This window comes from Amycolatopsis sp. NPDC049688, assembly GCF_040674975.1.
In the GTDB taxonomy this organism is placed as follows: Bacteria; Actinomycetota; Actinomycetes; order Mycobacteriales; family Pseudonocardiaceae; genus Amycolatopsis.
In genome coordinates this window covers 158,077-179,831 of sequence record NZ_JBFANY010000018.1, presented here as the reverse complement: position 1 = coordinate 179,831, position 21,755 = coordinate 158,077, and the positions used below count along the sequence as shown (strand labels likewise).

Sequence of the window (21,755 nt, the reverse complement as noted above, 5' to 3'; positions counted from 1 at the left end):
TCTAAACAAACGGGTTTCCCGGGAAGTGGTGGCCGCCACCTTGGGATGCTGAGCGCATGACGGACACCCCGGCCCGGCTGCTCGGCCTGCTTTCGCTGCTCCAGACCCCTCGGGAGTGGCCGGGCAGCGAACTGGCCTCGCGGCTCGGGGTCAGCCCGCGCACCATCCGCCGCGACATCGACCGGTTGCGCGACCTCGGCTACCCGGTCGAGGCCAGCCGCGGCGTCACGGGCGGGTACCGGCTGGTCGCCGGCACCGCGATGCCACCCCTGGTACTCGACGACGAAGAAGCCGTCGCGATCGCCGTCGGGCTGCGGACCGCGGCGGGGCAGTCGGTGTCCGGGATCGAGGAGGCTTCGGTGCGGGCCCTGGCCAAGCTGGAGCAGGTCCTGCCGGCCCGGCTGCGCCGCCGGGTGGGCACGATCGGCACGGCGACGGTCGCCGTGCCGGCCACCGGGCCGGTGGTCGACCCCGCGCAGCTGACGGTGTTCGCGGGCGCGATCGCCAACCACGAGACGGTCCGGTTCCGCTACCGCGCGAACGACGGCGCCGAGACCCGGCGCCGAGCCGAGCCGCTGCGCCTGGTCGCGGCTGGCCGCCGCTGGTACCTGGTGGCCTACGACCTCGACCGGGCGGACTGGCGGACGTTCCGCGCCGACCGCATCCACGACGCCCAGGCAACCGGCGGCCGGGCAGCGCACCGCGAGCCGCCCGCACCGGACCTGGCGGCCTACGTCCTCGACCGGTTTTACGACCTGACGCCGACGTACCGGGCGGTGGCCGTGCTGGCGGAACCGGCATCGGAGGTGGCCCCGCGCCTCGGGACGGCCGCGGGCGAGCTGACCGACCTCGGCGACGGCCGGTGCCGGTGGTCCAGCCACGCGGACACGTTGGATTGGCTCGCGTTCCGGTTGCTCGGGTTGGGGTGTGCGTTCACGGTCGAGGAGCCTCCGGAGCTGGTGGCGCATCTGAAGGTGCTGGCGGCCCGCGCCGAAGCCGCGGCCGGGGGTGGGGATCGGCCGGGCACCGGGTCCTGAGGCCGGTCGGCCGCTGGAGGTGGGGCCGGGCGCGCTGGCCGGTGAGCCTCGGGGGCTGCGACCGGGCCGGCTGGCCGGTGAGCCACCGGCGACGGAACTGAGCGGGCTGACCAGTGGTCGGCGCATGAACTGACCCGGATTCCTACCCACGACTTCTCCTCCCCCGGTCGGCCGGCGAACCCCTCGCGGCGGTGGGCCGGTCCACCATGGACCGGCCCACCGCCGTCGCTCAGGTGGCCTCGTCTCCGTCCAGGTCCGTCCGCCTGCTCGGCGGCACCGGGAGGTAGCAGCCCGGGTTCTCCGGGTCGCAGCCCACGCGCGGGAGCCGGGCGCGGATGCCGCCGGGGGTGCGTTCGAAGTACGCCGCGATCTGCGCGACGCTCTCCCCCGCGATCCACCGGTGCTCCAGCTCCGCGTCCATCTCCTCGTTCCACGGGCGGCCCTGCTGCGCAGGACGGCCCGCGGATCTTCGCCGCGGCGCCCGGCCCTCGCCGGTTGCGGAGAGCAACCCCTCCGCGACGAGGTCGGCGACCGTGGCCGCCACCGCGACGTCCAGATCGAGGCTGCCCTCGGCGACGTGTTCGCCGTCGGGGCCGCCGGCTTCCAGGGTGATCATCACGCGGGGCGTGGGTTCGGCGCGGTCGACGTCCGTCCTGGTCGCGACCACGATGTTGTAGGTGTTGTCCTTGGCCCGGAGCTCGGTCCGGCGCTCTTCGCTGATCGACATGCCACGAAGGTAGCGCGCACCCCCGACAATTTTCGGCCACGCGCTGCTCACGGCCGGTTTCGCTCCGGATTGTCGGACCCCTCCGCTAACGTCCCCGACGACCACGAACCGTCACGAGGAGGCGACGATGGGACACCGGCGGACAAGACGCTGCCCCGGTCCGGGCGAGCCGGGCCGGGGCAGCGGGATGGGGCTGTTCCGATCAGAAGTGCAGCAGCTGGGCCAGCGTGCTCTGCTTCTCCTGGGCGGCCTTCGCGGAGTTGTCCGACTTCTGCGCCGCGGCGCCGTCGGGCACCGGCGCCGGCACCGGATCGCACTGGACGTCCGAGTGGTTGCCGGGCTGGCGCTTCGGCAGGGCGCCGGTGGCCAGGTAGTCGGCGATCTTGTCGTCCACACAGGACACCCCGGACAGCGAACCGGCGTGGGTCGTCCCGCCCGGCGCGCTGATCAGGCTCGAGTTCGGGTACCGCTTCCGGACTTCGAGGCTGCCGGTGTACGGCGTGGCCGCGTCGAGCTCTTCGCTGATCAGCAGGGCGCCGGCGACCTTGCGGCCGTCGATGTCCACCGGCTTGCCCGCCTTCGCCGGCCAGTACACGCAGGGCGCGTTGAACCAGGCGTTGCCCCAGGTCTCGAACGGGGCCTTGAAGTAGGTCAGCCAGTTGTCGATCCGCCACTTGTCCCAGTTGGTCGGCCACTGCACGTCGGTGCACTGCACACCCAGGTACACGGCGAAGCCGTTGTCGTTGCCCGGCGGGTTCGAGGCGTCGTAGAGGTCCTTCAGCGTCTGCCAGTCACCCTTGTGCACGTAGCCGTCGAAGGCCTTGGCCATGTCGACCCAGCCGAAGACGTAGTAGCCGGCCTGCAGGAAGATGTCGGTCCACTCGTCACCGCCGATGACGCCGCCCGCCGGGTTCTTGGCGAGCTTGCGCTGGGTGTCGTACCAGAGCTTCTCGACGGCGTCGCCGGTCTTGCCCAGGTGGTAGACGTCGTCGTACTTGGCCAGCCAGCCGAAGTAGATCTTGATGTTCTTGTCGAAGGCGACGTCCTGGTCGAGGTTGGCCTCGTACCAGACCTTGCGCGGGTCGACGTTGCCGTCGAGCACCATCCGCCGGACGTTCTTCGGGTACAGCGTGCTGTACACCTGGCCGAGGTAGGTGCCGTAGGAGAAGCCGTAGTAGTTGATCTGCTTCTCGCCGAGGGCCTTGCGCAGGTTGTCCATGTCCTGCGCGACGTCGGTCGTCTTGATGTGGTTCAGGATCTCGCCGTTCTTGCGGCACGCGTCGGCGTACCCCTTCGAGCGGGCGAGCCAGGTCTTCTCCAGCTGCGGCGTGGTCGGCACGTACGCCGGCCGGTTGTAGCTGAAGTAGTTCCCGTCGCAGCTGATCGCGGGCTTGCTGGACCCGACGCCCCGCGGGTCGAAGCCGATCCAGTCGTAGTTGTCACCCGCGTGGTTGGGCACGTACTTGCCGAGCACCGACAGGCCGAGGCCGGAGCCACCGGGGCCGCCCGGGTTCACCAGCATGATGCCCTGGGACTGCGCGGTCTTGTGCTTGATCCGCGACACCGCGACGGAGACCTTCGCCCCGCCCGGCTTCGCGTAGTCCATCGGCACTTCGAGGAAGCCACACTCGGCGCCGTTGGCCTTGAGGCTCGCCGACGCGCAGGGGCCCCAGGCGATCGGCGCGGGGCTGAACTGCACCCCGGGATCCGCCGACGCGGCGGGCGCGGCGGCCATCAGCCCGGCCGCGAGCCCCGCGGCGGCAACGGCGGCAACGATTCTTTTCACAGTCGTCCTTTTCGTCCGCATTCGACAGCGTTCGCCAGATTTCGACGAAACTACCGGCAACCCTGGACAATCTCGCTGACCGACGCGCCTTCCGCCATCCGCCTTTCGTCGGTACCTGCGCGGCGGAACTGTCGGTGGCCGGAAGTACGCTGCGGACCGCCGGCGGCCGACGGGAGGACGGATGAGCGCGGACGAAAAGCTGGTCAAGGCGATCCGCGATGGGCTCGCGGAGCAGGCGGACGCGGCGAAAGCGCCGGCGATGCAGGCGTACATGAAGTCGGCCATGCCCTTCCGCGGCGTGCCGAAACCCCAGCGCAGCGCGCTCCTCAAGCAAGTGCTGGCCGACCACATACTGCCCGATCGGGTGACATATTCGGTGACCGTCCTGGAGCTGTGGCGCACCGCCGAATATCGCGAGGAACGCTACGCGGCGATCGATCTTTCCGGGTACCGGGCGTACCGGCGGTGGCAGGATCCGGAGCTGCTCGGGATGTACGAGGAAATGATCGTCACCGGGGCGTGGTGGGACTACGTGGACGAGCTCGCGATCCGCCGCATCGGGCCGATCCTGCGCGCCGGCCGGGCGCGGGTCACGCCGGTCATGCGGGCATGGGCCGCCGACACCGACCTCTGGCGCCGCCGCACGGCGATCATCTGCCAGGTCGGGGCCCGGGAAGAAACGGACACGGACTTGCTTCGGGACGCGATCGAGCCGGCGATCGCCGAACCGGAGTTCTTCCTGCGGAAGGGAATCGGCTGGGCGCTACGGGACTACGCGAAGACGGCGCCGGACTGGGTTCGGTCGTTCGTGGATGAGCACCCGGGATTGTCCGGGTTGTCGAGACGGGAGGCGCTGAAGCACATCGGCTGAGGTGCGGGCCGGGGGTTGTGGCCCCGGAAGGTCGGCTCGCGTACCTCGGCGGTCGGTTCGCGGATCGCACTCCGCTCGGGCGGCCGGAGGGCCGGCTCGCGTACTGGCGGGTCGGGCTCGCGTACCCAGACGGTCGGCTCGCGTGCCTGGCGGGTCAGGTTGCGTGCCTGGAGGGTCGGGCTGCGTGCCTGGACGGTCGGGTCGCGCACGCGGACCGTCGGGTCGCGTGGCTGGAGGGTCGGGCTGCGTGCCTGGGCCGTCGGGTGGTGTGGGAGGCGGCGGCCCTGAACGCGGAAAGGGGCCGGTTTCCCGGCCCCTCACCCAGCGTCCTGCCGGACCGTCAGGCGCGCAGCGTTGCGCTGAAGCGCTCGCCGGCCGCGGCCACCGCTGCGTCGCGGGCCTTCGTGGCCTCGTCGACCGTCAGTGTCCTGTCCGGTGCGCGGAAACGCAGCTTGTACGCCAGCGATCGCTTGCCCTCGCCCACCTGCTCGCCCGCGTACACGTCGAACAGCGTGATCTCCTCCAGGAGCTCGCCCGCTCCCGTGCGCAGGACCTCGGCCAGGTCCGCCGAAGGCACGTCCGCCGCTGCCACCAGGGCCACGTCCAGCAGCACCGGGGGGTAGCCCGACACGCTCGGGGCCGGGCGGGCGTCCGGGAGCGGGATCGCGTCCAGGTCGAGCTCCATCGCCACCGTCCGGGGCGGCAGGCCCAGGGCCTCGACCACCTTCGGGTGCAGTTCGCCCGCGTGGCCGACCGGCCAGTCGCCGACCCGGAGCTGGGCGCAGCGGCCCGGGTGCCACGGGGGCAGGTCGGTCGCCTGGACCGTCAGCTCGATGCCGGCCGCCTCCGCGACTGTGCGGGCCGCCTGGACCGCGTCGGCCCAGTTCGCCTGCTCGCCTTCGCCCCACCAGCCCGCTCGGCGCCGGTTGCCCGCCAGCACCACCGCCACGTGCAGCGGCTGCTGCGGCACCGCCGCCTCCAGCAGGGCCAGCTCCTCGTCCGTCGGACGCCGGTCGACGCCGAGGTCCGGGATCTTCAGGGGGTTCGGGGCCGGGAGGACCACCTGGCCGATGTGGTACAGCGAGACGTCCTTCATCCCGCGGGACACGTTGCGCTGCAACGTGTCCAGCAGGCCCGGGAGCAACGTCGTCGCCAGGCGGTTGCGGTCGGCCTCCAGCGGGTTGCGGACCACCACCGTGTTGCGGCGGATGTCGTCGGCCGGCAGGCCGAACGCGTCCCAGACCGCGTCGCCGACGAACGGGAACGGCCGGACCTCCACATAACCCGCCTCGGCCAGCGCCCGGGCCACACCACGGACTCGCCGCTGCGCGTCGGTCAGGCCGCGGCCGGCCGGGGCCGCCGGGAGCGTCGACGGGATGCTGTCGTAGCCCTCCAGCCGCAGCACCTCTTCGACCAGGTCCGCCGGCTGGCGCAGGTCACCGCGCCAGGACGGCGGGATCGCCGTGACCAGGCCCGTTCCGTCGTCGCCCGTGCTGACCGCGACCTTGCAGCCGATCTGGGTCAGGCGCCGGACCGTCACGCCGCGCTGGTAGCTCACGCCCGCGACCTTGTCCGGCAGGTTGATCGGCATCACGACCGGCGGGTTCGGCTCGACCGCACCCTCGTCGGTGCGGCCGGGCTGGATCGCGGCGTCGCCGTACTGGCGCAGCAGGCGGGCCGCCAGCTCGACGGCGGCCGCGCACAGCTGCGGGTCGGTGAACCGCTCGAACCGCTTGGCCGCTTCGGAAAACAGCTTGTGCCGGCGGGCCGTACGGCTGATCGCCGCCGGGTTCCAGTGCGCCGCCTCGAGCAGGACGTCGGTGCTCTCCGTCGTGATCTCGGTGCTCGCGCCACCCATCGTGCCCGCCAGCGAGATGACCCCGCTGTCGTCGGCGATGACGATGTCGTCCGGGTCGAGCGCGCGCTCGACGTCGTCCAAAGTGGTCAGCTTCTCGCCCGGCTTCGCCCGGCGCACCACCAGGTCACCCTGGATGGCCTTGGTGGCGAACGCGTGCAGCGGGTGCCCGAGCTCGAGCATCACGTAGTTCGTCACGTCCACGGCCAGCGAAATCGACCGGATGCCGGCCAGCATCAGCCGCCGCCGCATCCACCACGGGGTCGGGGCCGTCGCGTCCAGGCCGGTGACCCGGCGCAGCACGAACCGCGGGCAGCCCTCGGGGTCCTCGACGTGGACCGGCCAGGCGTCGCCCTCGGCCGCCGGGACCTCCAGCAGGGCCGGGTCGCCGAAGGGCACGTCGAGCGCGTTCGACAGCTCGCGGGCCAGCCCGCGGATCGACAGCGCGTAGCCGCGGTCCGGGGTCGGGGCCAGCTCGATCACCGAGTCGTTCAGGCCGAGCAGCTCGCTCGCGTCGTCGCCCGGGCTGGCCGTGCCCGGCGGCAGCACCAGGATGCCGGTGTGGTCGTCGCCGAGGCCCAGCTCGCGAGCCGAGCAGATCATGCCGTCGCTGATCCGGCCGTAGGTCTTGCGGGCGGCGATGGTGAAGTCGCCGGGCAGGACTGCGCCGGGCAGCGCGACGACGACCAGGTCGCCCTCGGTGAAGTTGCGCGCGCCGCAGATGATGCCGCGGGTCTTGATGCCGTGCGGGCCCTCGTCGAACTCGCCCTCTTCGTCGTCTTCGTCGTCGAGTTCTTCGTCGTCCAGCGCGTCGGCTTCGTCGGCGGGTTCGCCGACGTCGACGCGGCAGAAGCGCACCGGCTTCTTGAACTCGGTGAGCTCCTCGACCTCGGCGACCCGGCCGACGACCAGCGGGCCGGTCACCGGGCCGAGCTCGCTCAGGTCGTCGACCTCGATGCCGATCCGGACGAACGCGTCGGCCAGGTCCTGCGGCGTGACCTCGTCCGTGAGATCGAGGTGTTCGGTCAGCCAGCTGACTGGGACTCGCACTACGCCTCCGTTCCGAAGGGAAGGGTGAAGCGGACGTCGCCCTCCACCATGTCGCGCATGTCCGGGATCCCGTTGCGGAACTGCAGGGTGCGCTCGATGCCCATGCCGAAGGCGAAGCCCGAGTACACCTCGGGGTCGACGCCGCAGGCGCGCAGCACGTTCGGGTTGACCATGCCGCAGCCGCCCCACTCGACCCAGCCGGGGCCGCCCTTCTTCTCCTCGAACCAGACGTCCACCTCGGCGGAGGGCTCGGTGAACGGGAAGAAGTGCGGACGCAGGCGCGTCTTGGAGTTCTCGCCGAACATGGCGCGGGCGAAGGCGTCCAGCGTGCCCTTGAGGTGCGCCATCGTGATGCCCTTGTCCACCGCCAGGCCCTCGACCTGGGTGAACACCGGGGTGTGGGTCGAGTCGAGCTCGTCGGTGCGGTAGGTCCGGCCGGGGCACACGACGTACACCGGCAGGTCGCGGTGCAGCAGCGTGCGCGCCTGGACCGGCGAGGTGTGCGTGCGCAGCACCAGGCCGGAGTCCTCTTCGCCGACGTAGAAGGTGTCCTGCAGCTGGCGGGCCGGGTGGTCCTTGCCGAAGTTCAGCGCGTCGAAGTTGAACCACTCGGCTTCGAGCTCCGGGCCCTCGGCGACCTCGTAGCCCATCGCGACGAACGCGTCGGCGACGCGCTCGGAGATGGTGCTGATCGGGTGCCGGGCACCGCGCGGGACGCGGTCCCACGGCAGGGTGACGTCGACGGCCTCTTCGCGCAGCACACGCTCGTCGCGCTCCACCTGCAGCTCGGCGCGGCGCTTGTCGAAGGCCGCCTGGACGGCCTGGCGGGCCTCGTTGACGCGCTTGCCGGCCTCGGCCTTCTCCTGCTTGGGCAGTGCGCCGATCTCGCGGCGGGCCAGCAGCAGCGGCGCGTGGTCGCCGAGGTGCGCCGGCTTGACCTCCGCCAGCGCTTCGAGCCCGGTCGCGGCGGCGAACGCCGCCTGGGCGGCCTTGACCGCCTCCTGCAGCGTCTCGGGGGCGAGGACCGCGCCGCCCTGGGCTTCCTTCTCCGTGGCTCCGGACATAACTCCTCGGCGTCCGCTGGGACTGGTCGTTCGCGCTCCGCCGCACACGGCGCGCGAGAGGTCAAAGGCGGGAAAAGTCTATGGGATCGGGTCTGCCCGCCCCCGGTCGCCCCGGGGGCCGGTCAGCGGGCGCGGAACGCCCCCGCGAAGTCGACCGACGCGAACTCGCCGGGGACCACGCCGTCGGCGGCGTAGCGGTACAGCGCCGTCTGGTAGATGCCGGACAAAGTGGTGGTGAAGACCGCCACCAGCAGGCTCCAGACGATCGCCAGCCCGACCGCGGCGAACACCGTGGCGGTCCCGCCGAGCAGGAACGCGCCGCCGAGGAACACGACGTACCCGGCCAGGGTGAGCAGGAACCCGACGAGGCCGAGCCCGGCGGTGCCGGCGACGTTCTCGCCCCAGGCGCGGCGGAACAGCTCGACCGAGCGCTTGACGCCGTCGCGGACCCCGGCGCCCTCGAGCATGACCACCGGCAGCACCAGGAACGTGGTGAACCGCCAGGCCAGGCCGATCAGGCCGCTGATGATGCTCCCGAGGAAGCCGAGACGCTCTTCGATCGTTCGCAGGACGACGCTGACCGTCGCGGTGACGCCCGCCCAGCCGAGCAGGGCGGGCCAGCGACGGCTCGCCGCGGCCACGCCCGCGCCGACGCCCGGTACTCCGCCATCGCCGCGCAGTGCGAGGTCCGCCTGGGAGATCAGGGCGGCGTTGAAGAAGATGGTGACGAACGCGGAAACGAGGTAGAACGCGCCGAGCAGCACATACGTGCCGACGCCGGGCCGGACGCCGCCGTCGGGCACGTGGGCCGTGAAGAACGCCGGCGTGAGGAACGCCGCGGCGACCAGCAGCCCGGCGATCCCGGCGAGCACCGGGAACCACGCCAGGCCCTTGTGGGCGCGCAGCACCCGCAACGACGCGACGAACAACGCCCAGGAACGAGCAAGCCTGCCCACGATTTCCCCCCACTGGCCACAATGGATACCGCGGCAGCCTACTCGCAGGTCAGCGTCGCGCCGCCATGGCACTCGTGTAGACGCAGACGGCGGCCGCGGTGGCCAGGTTGAGGCTTTCCGCCCGGCCGTACAGGGGGATGCGGACGGCGAGGTCGGCCCGGTCGAGGACGTCGGCGGGCAGGCCGTGGGCCTCGTTGCCGAACACCCACGCGGTCGGCTCGGCGAGATCCACCCGATCGAGTTCGGCGTCGGCGTAGCCGTGGGCGGCGAACGTCCGCAGGCCCGCGGCCGAACAGGCGGCGAGCGCGGCTTCGACGTCGCGGACGCGCGCGATCGGCAGGTGGAACAGGCTGCCGGCGGCGGCGCGGACGCACTTGCCGTTGTGGGGGTCGACCGTGTCGCCCGCCAGGACCACCGCGTCGGCGCCGGCCGCGTCGGCGACGCGGATGACCGTGCCCGCGTTGCCCGGGTCGGCGACGTCGACCAGCACCACCACGAGCCGGGCGGCCGGGGTCACGGCCTCCTCGAGCGGCCGGTCCAGCAGCGCGCAGACGGCCACGATGCCCTGGGGTGTCACGGTTTCCGAGAGGCCGTCCGCGGCGCGGTCGGTGATCGGCGAAACCGGGACGCCGGCCGCACGGGCGGCGTCGACCAGCTTCGCGTGCTGTCCGGCCGCCCGCGAGGTGACGAACAGCTCGTGCACCGTGCCGTCGGCCAGCGCGGCTTCGACGGCGTTGGCGCCTTCGGCCAGGAACCGGCCGGTCTTGTCGCGTTCCGCGCGCCGCGTCAGCTTGCGCGCAGCAACGACCCGGGGGGTCCGTTCGGTGAACGGCTCCGCCCCGGGTCGGGGAAAGCTGCCGGTCAGGCCGACTTCGCTTCGCCGGTGTTGACGTTGGCCTTGGCGAGCTCGGCCAGCGCGGTGAAGGCGGCGGCGTCGTTGACGGCCAGGTCCGCGAGGATCTTGCGGTCGACCTCGACACCCGCGGCCTTGATGCCCTGGATGAACCGGTTGTAGGTCACGCCGTTGGCGCGAGCGGCCGCGTTGATGCGGGTGATCCACAGCTGGCGGAAGTCACCCTTGCGGGCACGGCGGTCCCGGTAGGCGTAGTTGAGCGAGTGAAGCGTCTGCTCCTTGGCCTTGCGGTACAGCCGCGAACGCTGGCCGCGGTAGCCGCTGGCCAGTTCGAGAGTTGCGCGACGCTTCTTCTGGGCGTTGACCGCCCGCTTGACGCGTGCCACGGGTCCATCCTGTCGATCTCAGGGGGCGAAGGGGGAAACGCCCCGGGTGGGTTACTGCAAGTTCTGCGGGATCAGATGCCGAGCAGGCGCTTGACGCGGCCGACCTCGGTCTTCGACACCTCGGTGGTGCCCTCGAGACGGCGGGTCACGCGGCTGGACTTCTTCTCCATGCGGTGGCGCCGACCGGTCATCTGGCGGCGCAGCTTGCCCGAACCCGTCTTGCGGATGCGCTTGGACGTCCCGCTGTGGGTCTTCATCTTCGGCATTTCTGTCCTCTTTCGTGCGGCGGCTCACCGGAGATTCCGGTGAGCCGCTGACTCGTGCTGGTCGGCGCCTACGCCTCGGGGGCCTGCTCGGGGGCGGGCTCGGCCTTGGCCTTCGGCTTCACGTTCTTGTGCGGGGCCAGCACCATGATCATGTTGCGGCCGTCCTGCTTGGCCGACGACTCGACGAACCCCAGTTCGGTGACGTCTTCGGCGAGCTTCTGCAGCAGCCGGTAGCCGAGCTCCGGCCGGGACTGCTCGCGGCCGCGGAACATGATCGTGACCTTGACCTTGTTGCCCGCCGCCAGGAAGCGCGACACGTGACCCTTCTTGGTCTCGTAGTCGTGCTGGTCGATCTTGGGGCGCAGCTTCTGTTCCTTGATGACGGTCAGCTGCTGGTTGCGACGCGACTCGCGGGCCTTCTGCGCGCTCTCGTACTTGAACTTGCCGAAGTCCATGAGCTTGCACACCGGCGGGCGGGCCTGCGGCGCGACCTCGACGAGGTCGAGGTCGTTCTCCTGCGCCAGGCGCAGCGCATCCTCGATCCGGACGATGCCGACCTGTTCGCCGGCGGGTCCGACGAGACGGACCTCCGGCACCCGGATTCGGTCGTTGATGCGTGTCTCGGAGCTGATGGGGCCTCCTTGGTCCGAGGAATGTTTCCTGTTCTCGTTTCGACCTGGTGCCCACATAGCGAAGGCCCCGACACCGTTCGGTGCGCGGGGCCCACTCTGTTTCCGATCGTGCCCCGAAGGACACTTGTTCACCCTGGACGGGTGAGACCGGACCCGGACACCTGTACGGTGACGCGGGTGGGAGCGGGGCTCCACTTGCCGCCCCCGATCGCTCGGGGGCTGGTCGCTCGTGGAAGGGTACCAGACGTGTCAGAACAACCCGCCGAACAGCCCCCGTATTCCTCCCGCGACCTCGAGGAGATCCCGAGCGTGGAGGTGATCAGCCGGGCAGCGGTGATGCTGCTGTCGGCCGGCGCCGAACGCCTGGGCCTCGCCGACGCCGACCCCGAGTCGTCCCCGCACCGCGACCTCGACGAAGCGCGCCGCCTGATCACCGCGCTCGCCGGGCTGGTGACGGCCTCGGCGGAGTACCTCGGCCTGCACGCCGGCCCGCTGCGCGATGGCCTGCAGTCGCTGCAGAAGGCGTTCCGGGAAGCTTCGGTCGTTCCGGATCCGCCCGGGCAGGGGCCCGGGGAGAAGTACACCGGCCCGGTTTACTGAGCCGGCGGCCTGGTCGCCGCGCCCGTGCCGGCCGGTGGCTCGCGCGGGCGGGCCGGCCTCCGTGACCGGCGCCGGGCCGGCAGGGGCTTCGCGCCCGGGCGGCGGGCCGGCCGGCTTCCACGCTCCCGCGCCAGGCCGGCCGGGCTCCCACGCCGCCGCGCCGGGCGGGCCGGATCTCCACGCCCCGCGCCAGGCCGACCGGGCCTCGCAACCCCCGCCAGCCGGGCACCGCCGTCCGAGCCATGACGTGGGGCACACCTCCGGGTCGTGCTGGCTGCGCACCACGCCGAAGTAGGGCCGGCTGCTTGCCGGGTCGGCTACCGACATCTAACATGTTAGATGTGAGTCTCTCGAAGGTCACCCGCCCGTTGCTCCGCGACGAGGCCTACGACCGCATCCGCCGCGCGATCGTCGACGGCACGCTGCCGCCCGGCGCCCCGCTGCGCGACGCCGACCTCGCGGACCAGCTCGGCCTGTCCAAGGCCCCCGTCCGCCAAGCCCTCCTGCGCCTGGCCGACGACGGGCTGGTCGACTCCAAGCCGCAGAGCTACACGCGGGTCTCCGAAGTGATGTCCCCCGACGTCCTCGACGCCCGCGAGATCGTCCGCCTGCTGCACGAGTTCGCCGTCCGCCAGGTCGCCGCGAAGTGCCGCCCGGGCGACATCGCCGCGATGCGCGCCGCCAACGACCGGTTCGCCGCCGCCATCGAAGCGCGGGACATCGCGGCCGCGGTGCAGGCCGACGACGAACTGCACGACGTCCCGGTGCGCCTGGCCGGCAACGCCGCGGTCGCCGCGACCCTCGACCGCTACACGCCCCTGCTGCGCCGCCTCGAACACGCCCGGTTCAGCTCGACGCTCGCCTGGAACTCCGTCGAACGCCACACGAAGCTCATCGACGCGCTCGAAAAACGCGACACCGAAACCGCCGTCGCAGTGATCTCGACCATCTGGACCGACCTCCTGGAGGACCGATGACCCTCGCCGCCTTCCCGCGCTTCCCGCTGCTGTTCGGGCCGTCGCCGGTGCACCCGCTGGACCGGCTGACCGCCCACCTCGGCGGCGCCAAGATCTGGGCCAAGCGCGAGGACGTGAACTCCGGCCTGGCCTTCGGCGGGAACAAGACCCGCAAGCTGGAGTACCTCGTCGCCGACGCGCTCGCCCAGGGCGCCGACACGCTCGTCTCGATCGGCGGCGTCCAGTCCAACCACACCCGCCAGGTCGCCGCGGCCGCCGCGCGCGCCGGGCTGAAGGCCGTGCTCGTCCAGGAGAGCTGGGTCGACTGGCACGACCCGCTCTACGACAAGGTCGGCAACATCCAGCTGTCGCGGATCCTGGGGGCCAACGTCCGGCTCGTCGAGGCCGGCTTCGGCATCGGCTTCAAGGAGGCGTGGGAGAACGCGGTCGCCGAGGTCGAAGCCGGAGGCGGGAAGCCGTACGCCATCCCCGCCGGTGCCTCGGACCACCGGCTCGGCGGCCTCGGCTTCGCGAACTGGATCGTCGAACTGGAAAAGCAAGAAGAAGAACTCGGCGTCTTCTTCGACACCGTGGTCGTCTGCTCGGTCACCGGCAGCACGCAGGGCGGGATGGTCGCCGGGACCGCGCTGAGCGGCAGGCCACGCCGCATCCTGGGCATCGACGCCTCGGCCAAGCCCGGAGAGACCCGCGAGCAGGTCACGCGGATCGCGCGGAACACCGCGGAGCTGATCGGTGCCGGCGAGATCCCCGAGGTCGAGCTGGACGACCGGTACCACGCCGGGATCTACGGGATCCCGGACAAGTCCACTGTGGACGCCATCGAGACGTGCGCCCGGCTGGAGGGCATGATCACCGACCCGGTGTACGAGGGCAAGTCGATGGCGGGGCTCATCGACCTCGTCACCGAAGGCGAGATCCCCCACGACTCGAACGTCCTCTACGCCCACCTCGGCGGGCAGCCGGCCCTGAACGGCTACACGAGCGTCCTGGGCTGACCGCCCGCCGAAGGCTCAGTCCAGCACGCAGAGGACGTCGATCTCGACGAGCAGCTCGCCGGGCAGCCCGACGTACACCGTCGTGCGCGCCGCGTGCGGGGCGTCGCCGATCAGCTCGTTGTAGACCTCGTTGAACGGCGCGAAGTGCGCGGTGTCGGTCAGGTACACCCGGACCATGATCGCGTCCGCGAGGCTCGAGCCCGCCTCCGCCAGCACGGCCTCGATGTTCTTGAACGTCTGCCGGGTCTGGCCCGCGACGTCGTCGCCGACGATGGCGCCGGTGGCCGGGTCGAACGCGACCTGGCCGGCGACCTGCAGCAGGTTCCCCTTGCGGACGGCCTGCGAGAACTTCGCCGGCGGCTTCGGCGCGTTCTCGGTGGAAACTGCCGTCTTGCTCATCAGTGCCCCTTTCCGTTCTCCGTCCATCCACTGTGGACGGAAGCTTCCGTGGTGGCGGCCCGCAGTTCGGGCACCAGGGCCAGCAGGCCGTCGTAGTCGAGCAGCACCTTCGGCACGGACATCGACGCGGCGGCGAGGACCTCGCCGCCGGTACCCCGCACCGGCGCCGCGATGCAGTGGATGAAGTCCTCGTGTTCGGCGTTGTCGACGGCGTACCCGAGCTGCGCCACGCGCTCCAGCTCCGCCAGGTAATCCGCGGGCGTGGTGATCGTGTTCGGCGTCCGCACCGGGTACTCGATCGACCGCGCGATCTCCTCGCGGCGGGCCGCGGGCATCGCCGCGACCAGCACCTTCCCCACCGCCGTGCAGTGCAGCGGCGCGCGTTTGCCGATGCGCGAGTACATCCGCACCGAATGCCGGCCTTCGAACTTGTCGATGTAGACGACTTCGCCGTCCTCGTAGCTGGCCAGGTGCACGGTGTGCCCGGTGCGGGCGTTGAGCGCGGCCAGGGCCGGGTGGGCGCTGCGCCGGACGTCGAAGGAGTCGAGGGCCTGGTTGGCGAGGTCGAACATGGCGCTGCCGAGCCGGTAGTGCCGGGCGCCTTCGCGGCGGACGAAGTGGTGCTGTTCGAGGGTGCGCAACAGCCGCAGCACGGTCGACTTGTGCACGCCGATCTCCTCGGCGAGGTCGTCGAGCGTGCGCGCGTCCTGCGCGATCGAGTTCAGCAGCGTCAGCGCGCGGTCGAGGCTTTGACTCACGTGCGCACCACCCCTTCACCGGTCAGCCGAACCGAACGCCACTCGTCCGGGTCCGCGTGCAGCAGGGTATCCACGACCGAAGCCGGCAGCGGTACCCCGACGTCGTCGTGGGTCAGCAGGGTGACCGCGGCCTGCAGGTGCCCCTGCCGCAGGCGTTCCAGGGGCGTGGCGCCACGCAGGGTCGCGGCGAGGAACCCGGCGGCGAACGCGTCGCCGGCGCCGACCGGCTCGACGACGTCGACCTGCAGCGCGGGCGCGAACAGTGGCTCACCCTCGACCAGCGTCGCGCCGCGTTCGCCGTGCTTGACCACGAGCGTGCGCGGCCCCGGCAGCAGCGCCCGCAGCTCGGCCGGGTCGCCGGTCCCCCACACCCGCTGGGCCTCGTCGTCGCCGGTCAGGACGATGTCGGCCTGGCCGGCCAGCTCGGCGAGCAGCCCGGGGTCGCGGCCCAGCCAGAGCGCGGGCCGCAGGTTGACGTCGAACGAGATCAGCCGGTCGCCGCGGGGCAGCGCCAGCAGCGCGCGCACCAGCGCGAGGCAGCTCTCCGACAGCGCGGGCGTGATCCCCGACAGGTGCAGCACCCGGACGCCGTCGAGGTTCAGCCGGTCCAACAGCGAGGGCCCCATCCCGGACGCGGCCGAGCCCGTCCGGTAGTAGCGCACGGGGCTGCCGCCGGCACCGCTTTCCTTGACGTAGAGCCCGGTCGGGCGCACCGGGTCGACGACGCACGCGCTGACGTCGACGCCGTGGGAAGCGACCTCGCGCAGCATCGCGCGGCCGAACGGGTCGTCACCGACCGCGCTGACCCAGCCGCTCGACACGCCCAGCGTGGGCAGGTTGCAGGCCACGTTCGACTCGGCCCCGCCGATGGTGCGCACCCACCGCTTCACCTCGTCCGGCGGGCCGGGTTCGGCGGGCACGAACAACGCCATGGTCTCGCCCACGCACAACACCTCGGGCCCGCTCGTCACTTTCCGTCTCCCTGCCCTTCACCCCGTTGACCTGTGGCGACCCGGATGCTACACCTATGGCACTCAAAATGCGCAACAGTCGTTGCAACATACGCAACACAGAGGTCGCCGCCGATGAACGACTGCACCATGGACACCGCCGCGCTCGACGCCCTCCGCCGGGAGCGGATCGATTGGCGCTTCCGGTCTGCCGCCCCCGCCCTGACCGGGCTCACCCTGGACGAAGCCGCGGACCGCCGGCTCAACTTGTTCACCGACGGGTTCTTCGCGCCCTTCGTCGTGCTCGACGAAGAAGCCCTCGAACACAACCTGCGGACGATGGCCGCGTGGTGCGCCGCCCGCGGCGTGGTGCTCGCGCCGCACGGCAAGACCACCATGGCGCCGCAGCTGTTCGCCCGCCAGATCGAGCACGGCGCGTGGGGCCTGACCTGCGCGAACGCCGGTCACCTCCGGATCTACCGCGCCTTCGGGGTGTCCCGGATCCTGCTGGCCAACCAGCTGCTCGACCCGGCCGGCCTGCGCTGGCTGGCCGCCGAGCTGGCGGCGGACCCGGGCTTCGAGTTCGTCTGCTGGGTCGACTCGGTCCGCGGCGTCGAGCTGATGACCGAGGCGCTCGAGGGGGCTCAGCGTCCGGTGGACGTCCTGGTCGAGCTGGGCGCCGACGGCGGCCGCACCGGCGTCCGCGACACCGCGACCGCGCTGGCGGTCGCCGAAGCGGTCCACGCGAGCCCGGTGCTGCGGCTGCGCGGCACCGGCGGTTACGAAGGCGCGCTGTCCCACGACACCGACGAAGCCGCGCTGCGCAAGATCAGCTCCTATGTGGACGGTCTGCGCGATCTGGCGATCTCGTTCGCCGGCAAAGGACTCCTCGACGGCCAGGTCATCGTCACCGCCGGTGGCAGCGCGTACTTCGACCAGGTCGCGAACGAGCTGACGAAGCCGTGGCCGGACGGGCTCGACGTGCTGCCGGTGCTGCGCAGCGGCGCCTACGTCACCCACGACGACGGCTTCTACCGCGAGATCTCCCCGCTCGGCGACCACCCGCGCATCGACGGCACCGACTCCTTCCGGCCCGCGCTGCGCGCGTGGGCGCAGGTGACGTCGAAGCCGTCGGACGAGCTCGCGCTGCTCACCATCGGCAAGCGGGACGCGTCCTTCGACGAGGGCCTGCCGGAACCCCAGCTGCGCCGGACCCCGGGCGGCCCCGCCGAACCCCTCGAGGGCCACACCGTCACCAAGCTGAACGACCAGCACGCCTTCCTGGCGCTGCCGCCGGGGTCCCCGATCGAGGTCGGCGACTGGGTCGGGCTCGGGATGTCCCACCCGTGCACGGTGTTCGACAAGTGGCCGCTGCTGCCGATGACCGCGGCCGACGGCGAGACCGTCGTCGGCTACGTCCGGACGTGGTTCTGATGGACGTCGTCGTCAAGAACGCTCTGGTCGCCGACGGCACCGGCGCGCCGCTCGCCCGCCACGACGTCGGCATCACCGGCGGCCGGATCGCGGAGGTCGCCGACGCGGGGTCGCTGACCGGTGGCCGGACGATCGACGCGGACGGCCTGGTGCTCGCGCCCGGGTTCATCGACATGCACTCGCACTCCGACCTGCAGCTGCTGGCCAACCCGGAGCACCCGGCCAAGATCACCCAGGGCGTGACGACCGAGGTCCTCGGCCAGGACGGGCTGTCGTACGCGCCGGTCGACGACGTCGTGCTGGAAGCGCTGCGGCAGCAGCTGGCGGGCTGGAACGACGATCCGCCGGGGTTCGACTGGAACTGGCGGTCGGTCGGCGAGTACCTCGACCGCCTCGACCGGGGCATCGCGGTCAACGCCGCCTACCTCGTGCCACAGGGCACGGTCCGGATGCTCGCCGTCGGCTGGGACGACCGGCCCGCCACCGAGGCCGAGCTGAACCGGATGAAGGACCTCGTCGCGACCGGGCTGGCCGAGGGCGCGATGGGGATGTCTTCGGGACTGACCTACACGCCGGGGATGTACGCGGAGACGAGCGAGCTGGTCGAGCTGTGCCGGGTGGTCGGCGAGCTGGGCGGCTTCTACAGCCCGCACCACCGCAGCTACGGCAAGGGCGCATTGGAAGCCTTCGCCGAAATGATCGACGTGAGCAGGCAGTCCGGCTGCCCCCTGCACCTGGCCCACGCGACGATGAACTTCTCGGTCAACAAGGGCAGGGCACCCGAGCTGCTCAAGCTGCTGGACGCCGCCCTGGAAGACGGCTGCGACATCTCACTGGACACCTACCCGTACCTGCCGGGCGCCACCTACCTGAGCGCGCTGCTGCCGAGCTGGGCCACCGAAGGCGGTCTTGAGGCCACGCTCGCCCGGTTGTCCGATGTGGACGAACGCGAGCGGATCCGCGCCGAGATCGAAGAGTCCGGTTCGGACGGGGCACACGGCGTCCCGATCGACTGGGAAGCCATCGAAATCAACGGCGTCCGCAACGAGCACAACGCCCACCTCGTCGGGCACAGCGTCGCCGCGTCGGCGCGCACGCAAGGCACCGAACCGGCGAAACTGTACTTCGACACGCTTGTCGACGAACGGCTCGGGACGTCGTGCTTGATGCACGTCGGGCACGAGGAGAACGTCCAGGCCATCATGCGGCACTCCACGCACACCGGCGGCAGCGACGGGCTCCTCGTCGGCGCCCGGCCGCACCCGCGCGCCTGGGGCACGTTCCCGCGCTACCTCGCCCGGTACGTCCGCGAGCTCGGCGTGCTGGACCTCGCCGAGTGCGTCGCCCACCTGACCGGACGGGCCGCGCGGCGGCTGCGGCTGGCCGACCGCGGGCTGGTCCGCGCCGGGTACGCCGCCGACCTCGTGCTGTTCGACCCCGCGACGATCACCGACACCGCCACCTTCGACGATCCCCGGCAGGCTGCCGCCGGGATCACCCACGTCTTCGTCAACGGCGTCGCCGCCCTCGACGACGGAAGTCCCACCGGCACCCTCGCCGGACACTCCCTGCGCAACCCCCGGAGAGCCGCATGATCCACTGGCTGCAACACACCACGGGCGGGCTGCTGACGCTCGCCGCCGTCTCGATCGCCGTCCTGCTGGTGCTGATCATCAAGCTGAAGCTGGAACCCTTCATCGCGCTGATCGTCGTCGGCCTGCTGACGGCGCTGGCCGCGGGCCTGCCCGTCGGCACCATCGTCGGCTCGGCCCAGAAGGCGTCGGACTCCCTGCTGGAGAAGGGGTTCGGCAGCATCCTCGGGCACATCACGGCGATCATCGGGCTCGGCACGATCCTCGGGTCGATCCTGGAACGCTCGGGGGGCGCGAAGGTCTTGACCGGCGCGCTGCTGCGGTCGTTCGGCGAGAAGCGGGCGCCGCTGGCCATGGGCGTCGCCGGGTTCGTCTTCGGCATCCCGGTGTTCTTCGACATCGGCATCTTCGTGCTGGCCCCGCTGGTCTACGTCGCCGCAAAGCAGGGCGGCAAGTCGCTGGTGCTGTACGCGATGCCGCTGCTCGCGGGCCTGTCGATCACGCACGCCTTCCTGCCGCCGCACCCGGGCCCGGTGGCCGCGGCCGGGCTGCTGCACGTCGAGCTCGGCTGGATCATCCTGATGGGCCTGGCCTGCGGTATTCCCGCCTTCCTCATCGGCGGCGTGCTCTACTCGACGTGGATCGGCAAGCGCATCACGGTCGACGTCCCCGAGGACATGGTCTTCGCCGAAGAAGAGGGCGAGCGCGAGGAGAACCCGCCGTCGCTCGGCCTGGTCGCGGCGGTCATCGCGGTGCCGCTGGTGCTGATCCTGGCCGGCACGTTCGGCAGCATCTGGCTGCCGAAGGGCTCGGCGCTCGCCGGCGTCGCCGCGTTCATCGGCACCCCGGCGGTCGCGCTGACCGTCGCCGTGCTGCTCGCGTCCTGGCTGCTCGGGCTGCGGCGCGGGTTCACCGGCAAGGACCTCAACGAGCTGGCGGCGAAGTCGCTGCGGCCGGTGGCGATGATCCTGCTGGTCGTCGGCGCGGGTGCGTTCTTCGGCGCGGTGCTCTCGGCGACCGGGATCGGCAAGGCCGTGGCCGACTCGCTGCACGACGCCGGCCTGCCGGTGCTGCTCGCGGCGTACGTCATCAGCTGCGGCCTGCGGATCGCCCAGGGTTCGGCGACCGTCGCCATCGTGACCACGAGCGGGATCATCGCCCCGACCGTGGCGCAGCTCGGGTATTCGCAGATCCAGCTGGCGTTGCTGGTGATGGCGATTTCCGCCGGCTCGATCATCGCTTCCCACGTAAACGACGGCGGGTTCTGGATCGTATCGCGGTACTTCAACCTCACCGTGCCGCAGACGCTCAAGTCCTGGACCGCGCTGGAAACCGTGCTTTCCCTTTCCGGATTCGGGGCTTCGGCATTGCTCATGGCCGTGGTCTAGACCATACTGGAGTCCGTCACCGCCGAAACCCGTTGGGAGACAATGACGATGACCGGACTCACCCGTCGCACGTTCCTCGGCGCCGCGGCCGGCGCCGGCGCTGCCACCGTACTCGGCAGCCAGCTCGCGTCGGCCGCCACCACGCCGAAAGGCTGCTTCGCCGGAGGAACCGTGTACATCGGCAGTTACACCAGCGGGGCGACCGGGCACGGGCTCGACGTCACGACCCGGTCCGGCGCCGCGCTGAACCCCGTCCGCACGGTGCCGGGCATCACCGACACGTCGTGGTTCGACCGCAGCGCCGACGGCAGGACGCTGTACGTCACCAACGAAGGCGACCCGGACGGGTACGTCTCGGCGCTGAACATCGCCGACCCCGCGAAACCGAAGCTGATCAACAGGGTTTCGTCGAAGGGCGGCGCGCCGACGCACCTGAGCGTGCACTCGAGCGGGAAGTACGTGCTGGCCGCGAACTACAGCTCGGGCAGCGTCGTCGTGCTGCCGATCCTGGCCGGCGGCAAGCTCGGCGCGGCCACCGACCTGGTCACCCACCACGCCGATTCCGGGCAGGCGCATGCGCACCAGGTCGTCAACGACCCCACCGGACGCTGGGTGCTGGCGGTCGACCTCGGCGCGGATTCGGTGTACGTGTACAGCCTCACCGCCGGGAAGCTTTCGCTGCACCAGCAGCTGAAGCTGCCCGCCGGGGCCGGGCCGCGGCACCTCGCGTTCGACCGCAGCGGGAAGTTCGCCTACATCCTGCAGGAACTGCGGCCGGAGGTGACGGTGGCGAGCTGGGACGCGGCCGCCGGGACGCTGAAAGCGCTCTCCGTCGTCCCGGCCGTCCCCGCCGGGAGCACCGGGGAGCTGTACCCGGGCGAGATCATCCTGTCGCGGGACGGAAAATTCGCCTACGCCACCGTCCGCGGCCCCAACACACTGGCCACCTTCTCCGTTTCCGGCGCCACGCTGAAGCTGGTGTCCACCGTGCCGACCGGCGGGAACTGGCCGCGGCACGTGGCCCTCGACCCCTCCGAAAGCTGGTTCTACGTCTCGAACCAGCGCTCGGGCACCGTCACCTGGCTGCCGCGCGACCCGGCCACCGGCCTGCCCGGCGCGGTCGCCGGACAGCTCGCCGTCGGCAGCGTCAACTCCGTCTACTTCGCCTCGTGAGGTTCA

21 protein-coding genes are annotated in these 21,755 nt (G+C 71.5%); 9 read left to right on the top strand and 12 right to left on the bottom strand.

The annotated features are described in order from the left end of the window. Nucleotides 1-56 precede the first annotated feature (56 nt). Nucleotides 57-1,037, top strand: coding sequence for a YafY family protein (locus AB0J55_RS38810; protein WP_364260625.1), 981 nt, complete (start codon nucleotides 57-59; stop codon nucleotides 1,035-1,037). 229 nt (nucleotides 1,038-1,266) lie between these two features. Here the strand turns inward: AB0J55_RS38810 and AB0J55_RS38805 are convergent, their stop codons facing one another. Both AB0J55_RS38805 and AB0J55_RS38800 read right to left on the bottom strand, forming a co-directional pair. Continuing rightward, nucleotides 1,267-1,764 (bottom strand): helix-turn-helix domain containing protein, encoded by a 498-nt coding sequence (locus tag AB0J55_RS38805; protein WP_364260622.1) that lies wholly within the window; start codon nucleotides 1,762-1,764, stop codon nucleotides 1,267-1,269. A gap of 202 nt (nucleotides 1,765-1,966) precedes the next feature. Next, entirely contained in the window at nucleotides 1,967-3,550 is a 1,584-nt protein-coding gene (locus tag AB0J55_RS38800) for an alpha/beta hydrolase (RefSeq protein WP_364260619.1), read from the bottom strand. A 181-nt stretch (nucleotides 3,551-3,731) separates the two neighbouring features. Here AB0J55_RS38800 and AB0J55_RS38795 point away from each other — a divergent pair, with 181 nt between their 5' ends. Beyond that, nucleotides 3,732-4,421: a DNA alkylation repair protein gene (locus AB0J55_RS38795; protein WP_364260616.1), complete on the top strand. Its 690-nt coding sequence runs from the start codon at nucleotides 3,732-3,734 to the stop codon at nucleotides 4,419-4,421. Between the two features lie 340 nt (nucleotides 4,422-4,761). On the opposite strand, the gene pheT is transcribed toward AB0J55_RS38795, so the two are convergent. The 7 genes from pheT to infC form a co-directional block, all read right to left on the bottom strand. After that, entirely contained in the window at nucleotides 4,762-7,326 is a 2,565-nt protein-coding gene (pheT, locus tag AB0J55_RS38790; RefSeq protein WP_364260613.1) for a phenylalanine--tRNA ligase subunit beta, read from the bottom strand. Next, nucleotides 7,326-8,390: a phenylalanine--tRNA ligase subunit alpha gene (gene pheS / locus AB0J55_RS38785; RefSeq protein WP_364260610.1), complete on the bottom strand. Its 1,065-nt coding sequence runs from the start codon at nucleotides 8,388-8,390 to the stop codon at nucleotides 7,326-7,328. Before pheS ends, pheT begins: the two co-directional genes overlap by 1 nt. A gap of 122 nt (nucleotides 8,391-8,512) precedes the next feature. Further along, nucleotides 8,513-9,346, bottom strand: a complete 834-nt coding sequence (locus tag AB0J55_RS38780; protein WP_364260607.1) for a DUF6159 family protein — start codon at nucleotides 9,344-9,346, stop codon at nucleotides 8,513-8,515. Nucleotides 9,347-9,395: 49 nt separating this feature from the next. Then, nucleotides 9,396-10,211 carry an RNA methyltransferase gene (locus AB0J55_RS38775; protein WP_364260697.1) on the bottom strand — a complete coding sequence of 272 codons (816 nt, stop codon included), beginning with the start codon at nucleotides 10,209-10,211 and terminating at the stop codon, nucleotides 9,396-9,398. Continuing rightward, nucleotides 10,208-10,585 carry a 50S ribosomal protein L20 gene (gene rplT, locus AB0J55_RS38770; RefSeq protein WP_004559056.1) on the bottom strand — a complete coding sequence of 126 codons (378 nt, stop codon included), beginning with the start codon at nucleotides 10,583-10,585 and terminating at the stop codon, nucleotides 10,208-10,210. The genes AB0J55_RS38775 and rplT overlap by 4 nt, the downstream gene beginning before the upstream one ends. A gap of 71 nt (nucleotides 10,586-10,656) precedes the next feature. Next, entirely contained in the window at nucleotides 10,657-10,851 is a 195-nt protein-coding gene (gene rpmI, locus AB0J55_RS38765; protein WP_361102923.1) for a 50S ribosomal protein L35, read from the bottom strand. 68 nt (nucleotides 10,852-10,919) lie between these two features. Beyond that, nucleotides 10,920-11,540: a translation initiation factor IF-3 gene (gene infC / locus AB0J55_RS38760; RefSeq protein ID WP_086840451.1), complete on the bottom strand. Its 621-nt coding sequence runs from the start codon at nucleotides 11,538-11,540 to the stop codon at nucleotides 10,920-10,922. 189 nt (nucleotides 11,541-11,729) lie between these two features. Here infC and AB0J55_RS38755 point away from each other — a divergent pair, with 189 nt between their 5' ends. The 3 genes from AB0J55_RS38755 (at nucleotide 11,730) to AB0J55_RS38745 (ending at nucleotide 14,055) form a co-directional block, all read left to right on the top strand. Then, on the top strand, nucleotides 11,730-12,083 hold the full coding sequence (locus AB0J55_RS38755; RefSeq protein ID WP_364260602.1) for a DUF1844 domain-containing protein: 354 nt from the start codon (nucleotides 11,730-11,732) through the stop codon (nucleotides 12,081-12,083). Between the two features lie 341 nt (nucleotides 12,084-12,424). Then, nucleotides 12,425-13,060: a GntR family transcriptional regulator gene (locus AB0J55_RS38750; RefSeq protein WP_364260599.1), complete on the top strand. Its 636-nt coding sequence runs from the start codon at nucleotides 12,425-12,427 to the stop codon at nucleotides 13,058-13,060. Next, nucleotides 13,057-14,055, top strand: coding sequence for a 1-aminocyclopropane-1-carboxylate deaminase (locus AB0J55_RS38745; protein WP_364260596.1), 999 nt, complete (start codon nucleotides 13,057-13,059; stop codon nucleotides 14,053-14,055). The genes AB0J55_RS38750 and AB0J55_RS38745 overlap by 4 nt, the downstream gene beginning before the upstream one ends. 15 nt (nucleotides 14,056-14,070) lie before the next feature. Here AB0J55_RS38745 and AB0J55_RS38740 read toward each other — a convergent pair whose 3' ends face one another. Genes AB0J55_RS38740 through AB0J55_RS38730 form a run of 3 tightly spaced genes read right to left on the bottom strand, consistent with a single transcriptional unit; the run spans nucleotide 14,071 to nucleotide 16,156 of the window. Continuing rightward, on the bottom strand, nucleotides 14,071-14,454 hold the full coding sequence (locus AB0J55_RS38740; RefSeq protein WP_364260593.1) for a RidA family protein: 384 nt from the start codon (nucleotides 14,452-14,454) through the stop codon (nucleotides 14,071-14,073). Next, nucleotides 14,454-15,212 (bottom strand): IclR family transcriptional regulator, encoded by a 759-nt coding sequence (locus tag AB0J55_RS38735; protein WP_364260590.1) that lies wholly within the window; start codon nucleotides 15,210-15,212, stop codon nucleotides 14,454-14,456. Before AB0J55_RS38735 ends, AB0J55_RS38740 begins: the two co-directional genes overlap by 1 nt. Next, nucleotides 15,209-16,156: a sugar kinase gene (locus tag AB0J55_RS38730; protein ID WP_364260587.1), complete on the bottom strand. Its 948-nt coding sequence runs from the start codon at nucleotides 16,154-16,156 to the stop codon at nucleotides 15,209-15,211. Before AB0J55_RS38730 ends, AB0J55_RS38735 begins: the two co-directional genes overlap by 4 nt. A gap of 141 nt (nucleotides 16,157-16,297) precedes the next feature. On the opposite strand from AB0J55_RS38730, the gene AB0J55_RS38725 reads away from it, so the two are divergent. From AB0J55_RS38725 to AB0J55_RS38710, 4 genes are read left to right on the top strand one after another with little or no spacing between them, the layout of a single operon-like run. After that, nucleotides 16,298-17,596, top strand: a complete 1,299-nt coding sequence (locus AB0J55_RS38725) for an amino acid deaminase (RefSeq protein ID WP_364260584.1) — start codon at nucleotides 16,298-16,300, stop codon at nucleotides 17,594-17,596. After that, nucleotides 17,596-19,191, top strand: a complete 1,596-nt coding sequence (locus AB0J55_RS38720) for a D-aminoacylase (protein ID WP_364260581.1) — start codon at nucleotides 17,596-17,598, stop codon at nucleotides 19,189-19,191. The genes AB0J55_RS38725 and AB0J55_RS38720 overlap by 1 nt, the downstream gene beginning before the upstream one ends. Then, a complete protein-coding gene (locus AB0J55_RS38715; RefSeq protein ID WP_364260578.1) occupies nucleotides 19,188-20,576 on the top strand; it encodes a gluconate:H+ symporter in 1,389 nt (462 codons plus the stop codon). The genes AB0J55_RS38720 and AB0J55_RS38715 overlap by 4 nt, the downstream gene beginning before the upstream one ends. Nucleotides 20,577-20,618: 42 nt before the next feature. Further along, nucleotides 20,619-21,749: a lactonase family protein gene (locus AB0J55_RS38710; protein WP_364260575.1), complete on the top strand. Its 1,131-nt coding sequence runs from the start codon at nucleotides 20,619-20,621 to the stop codon at nucleotides 21,747-21,749. Nucleotides 21,750-21,755 lie beyond the last annotated feature (6 nt).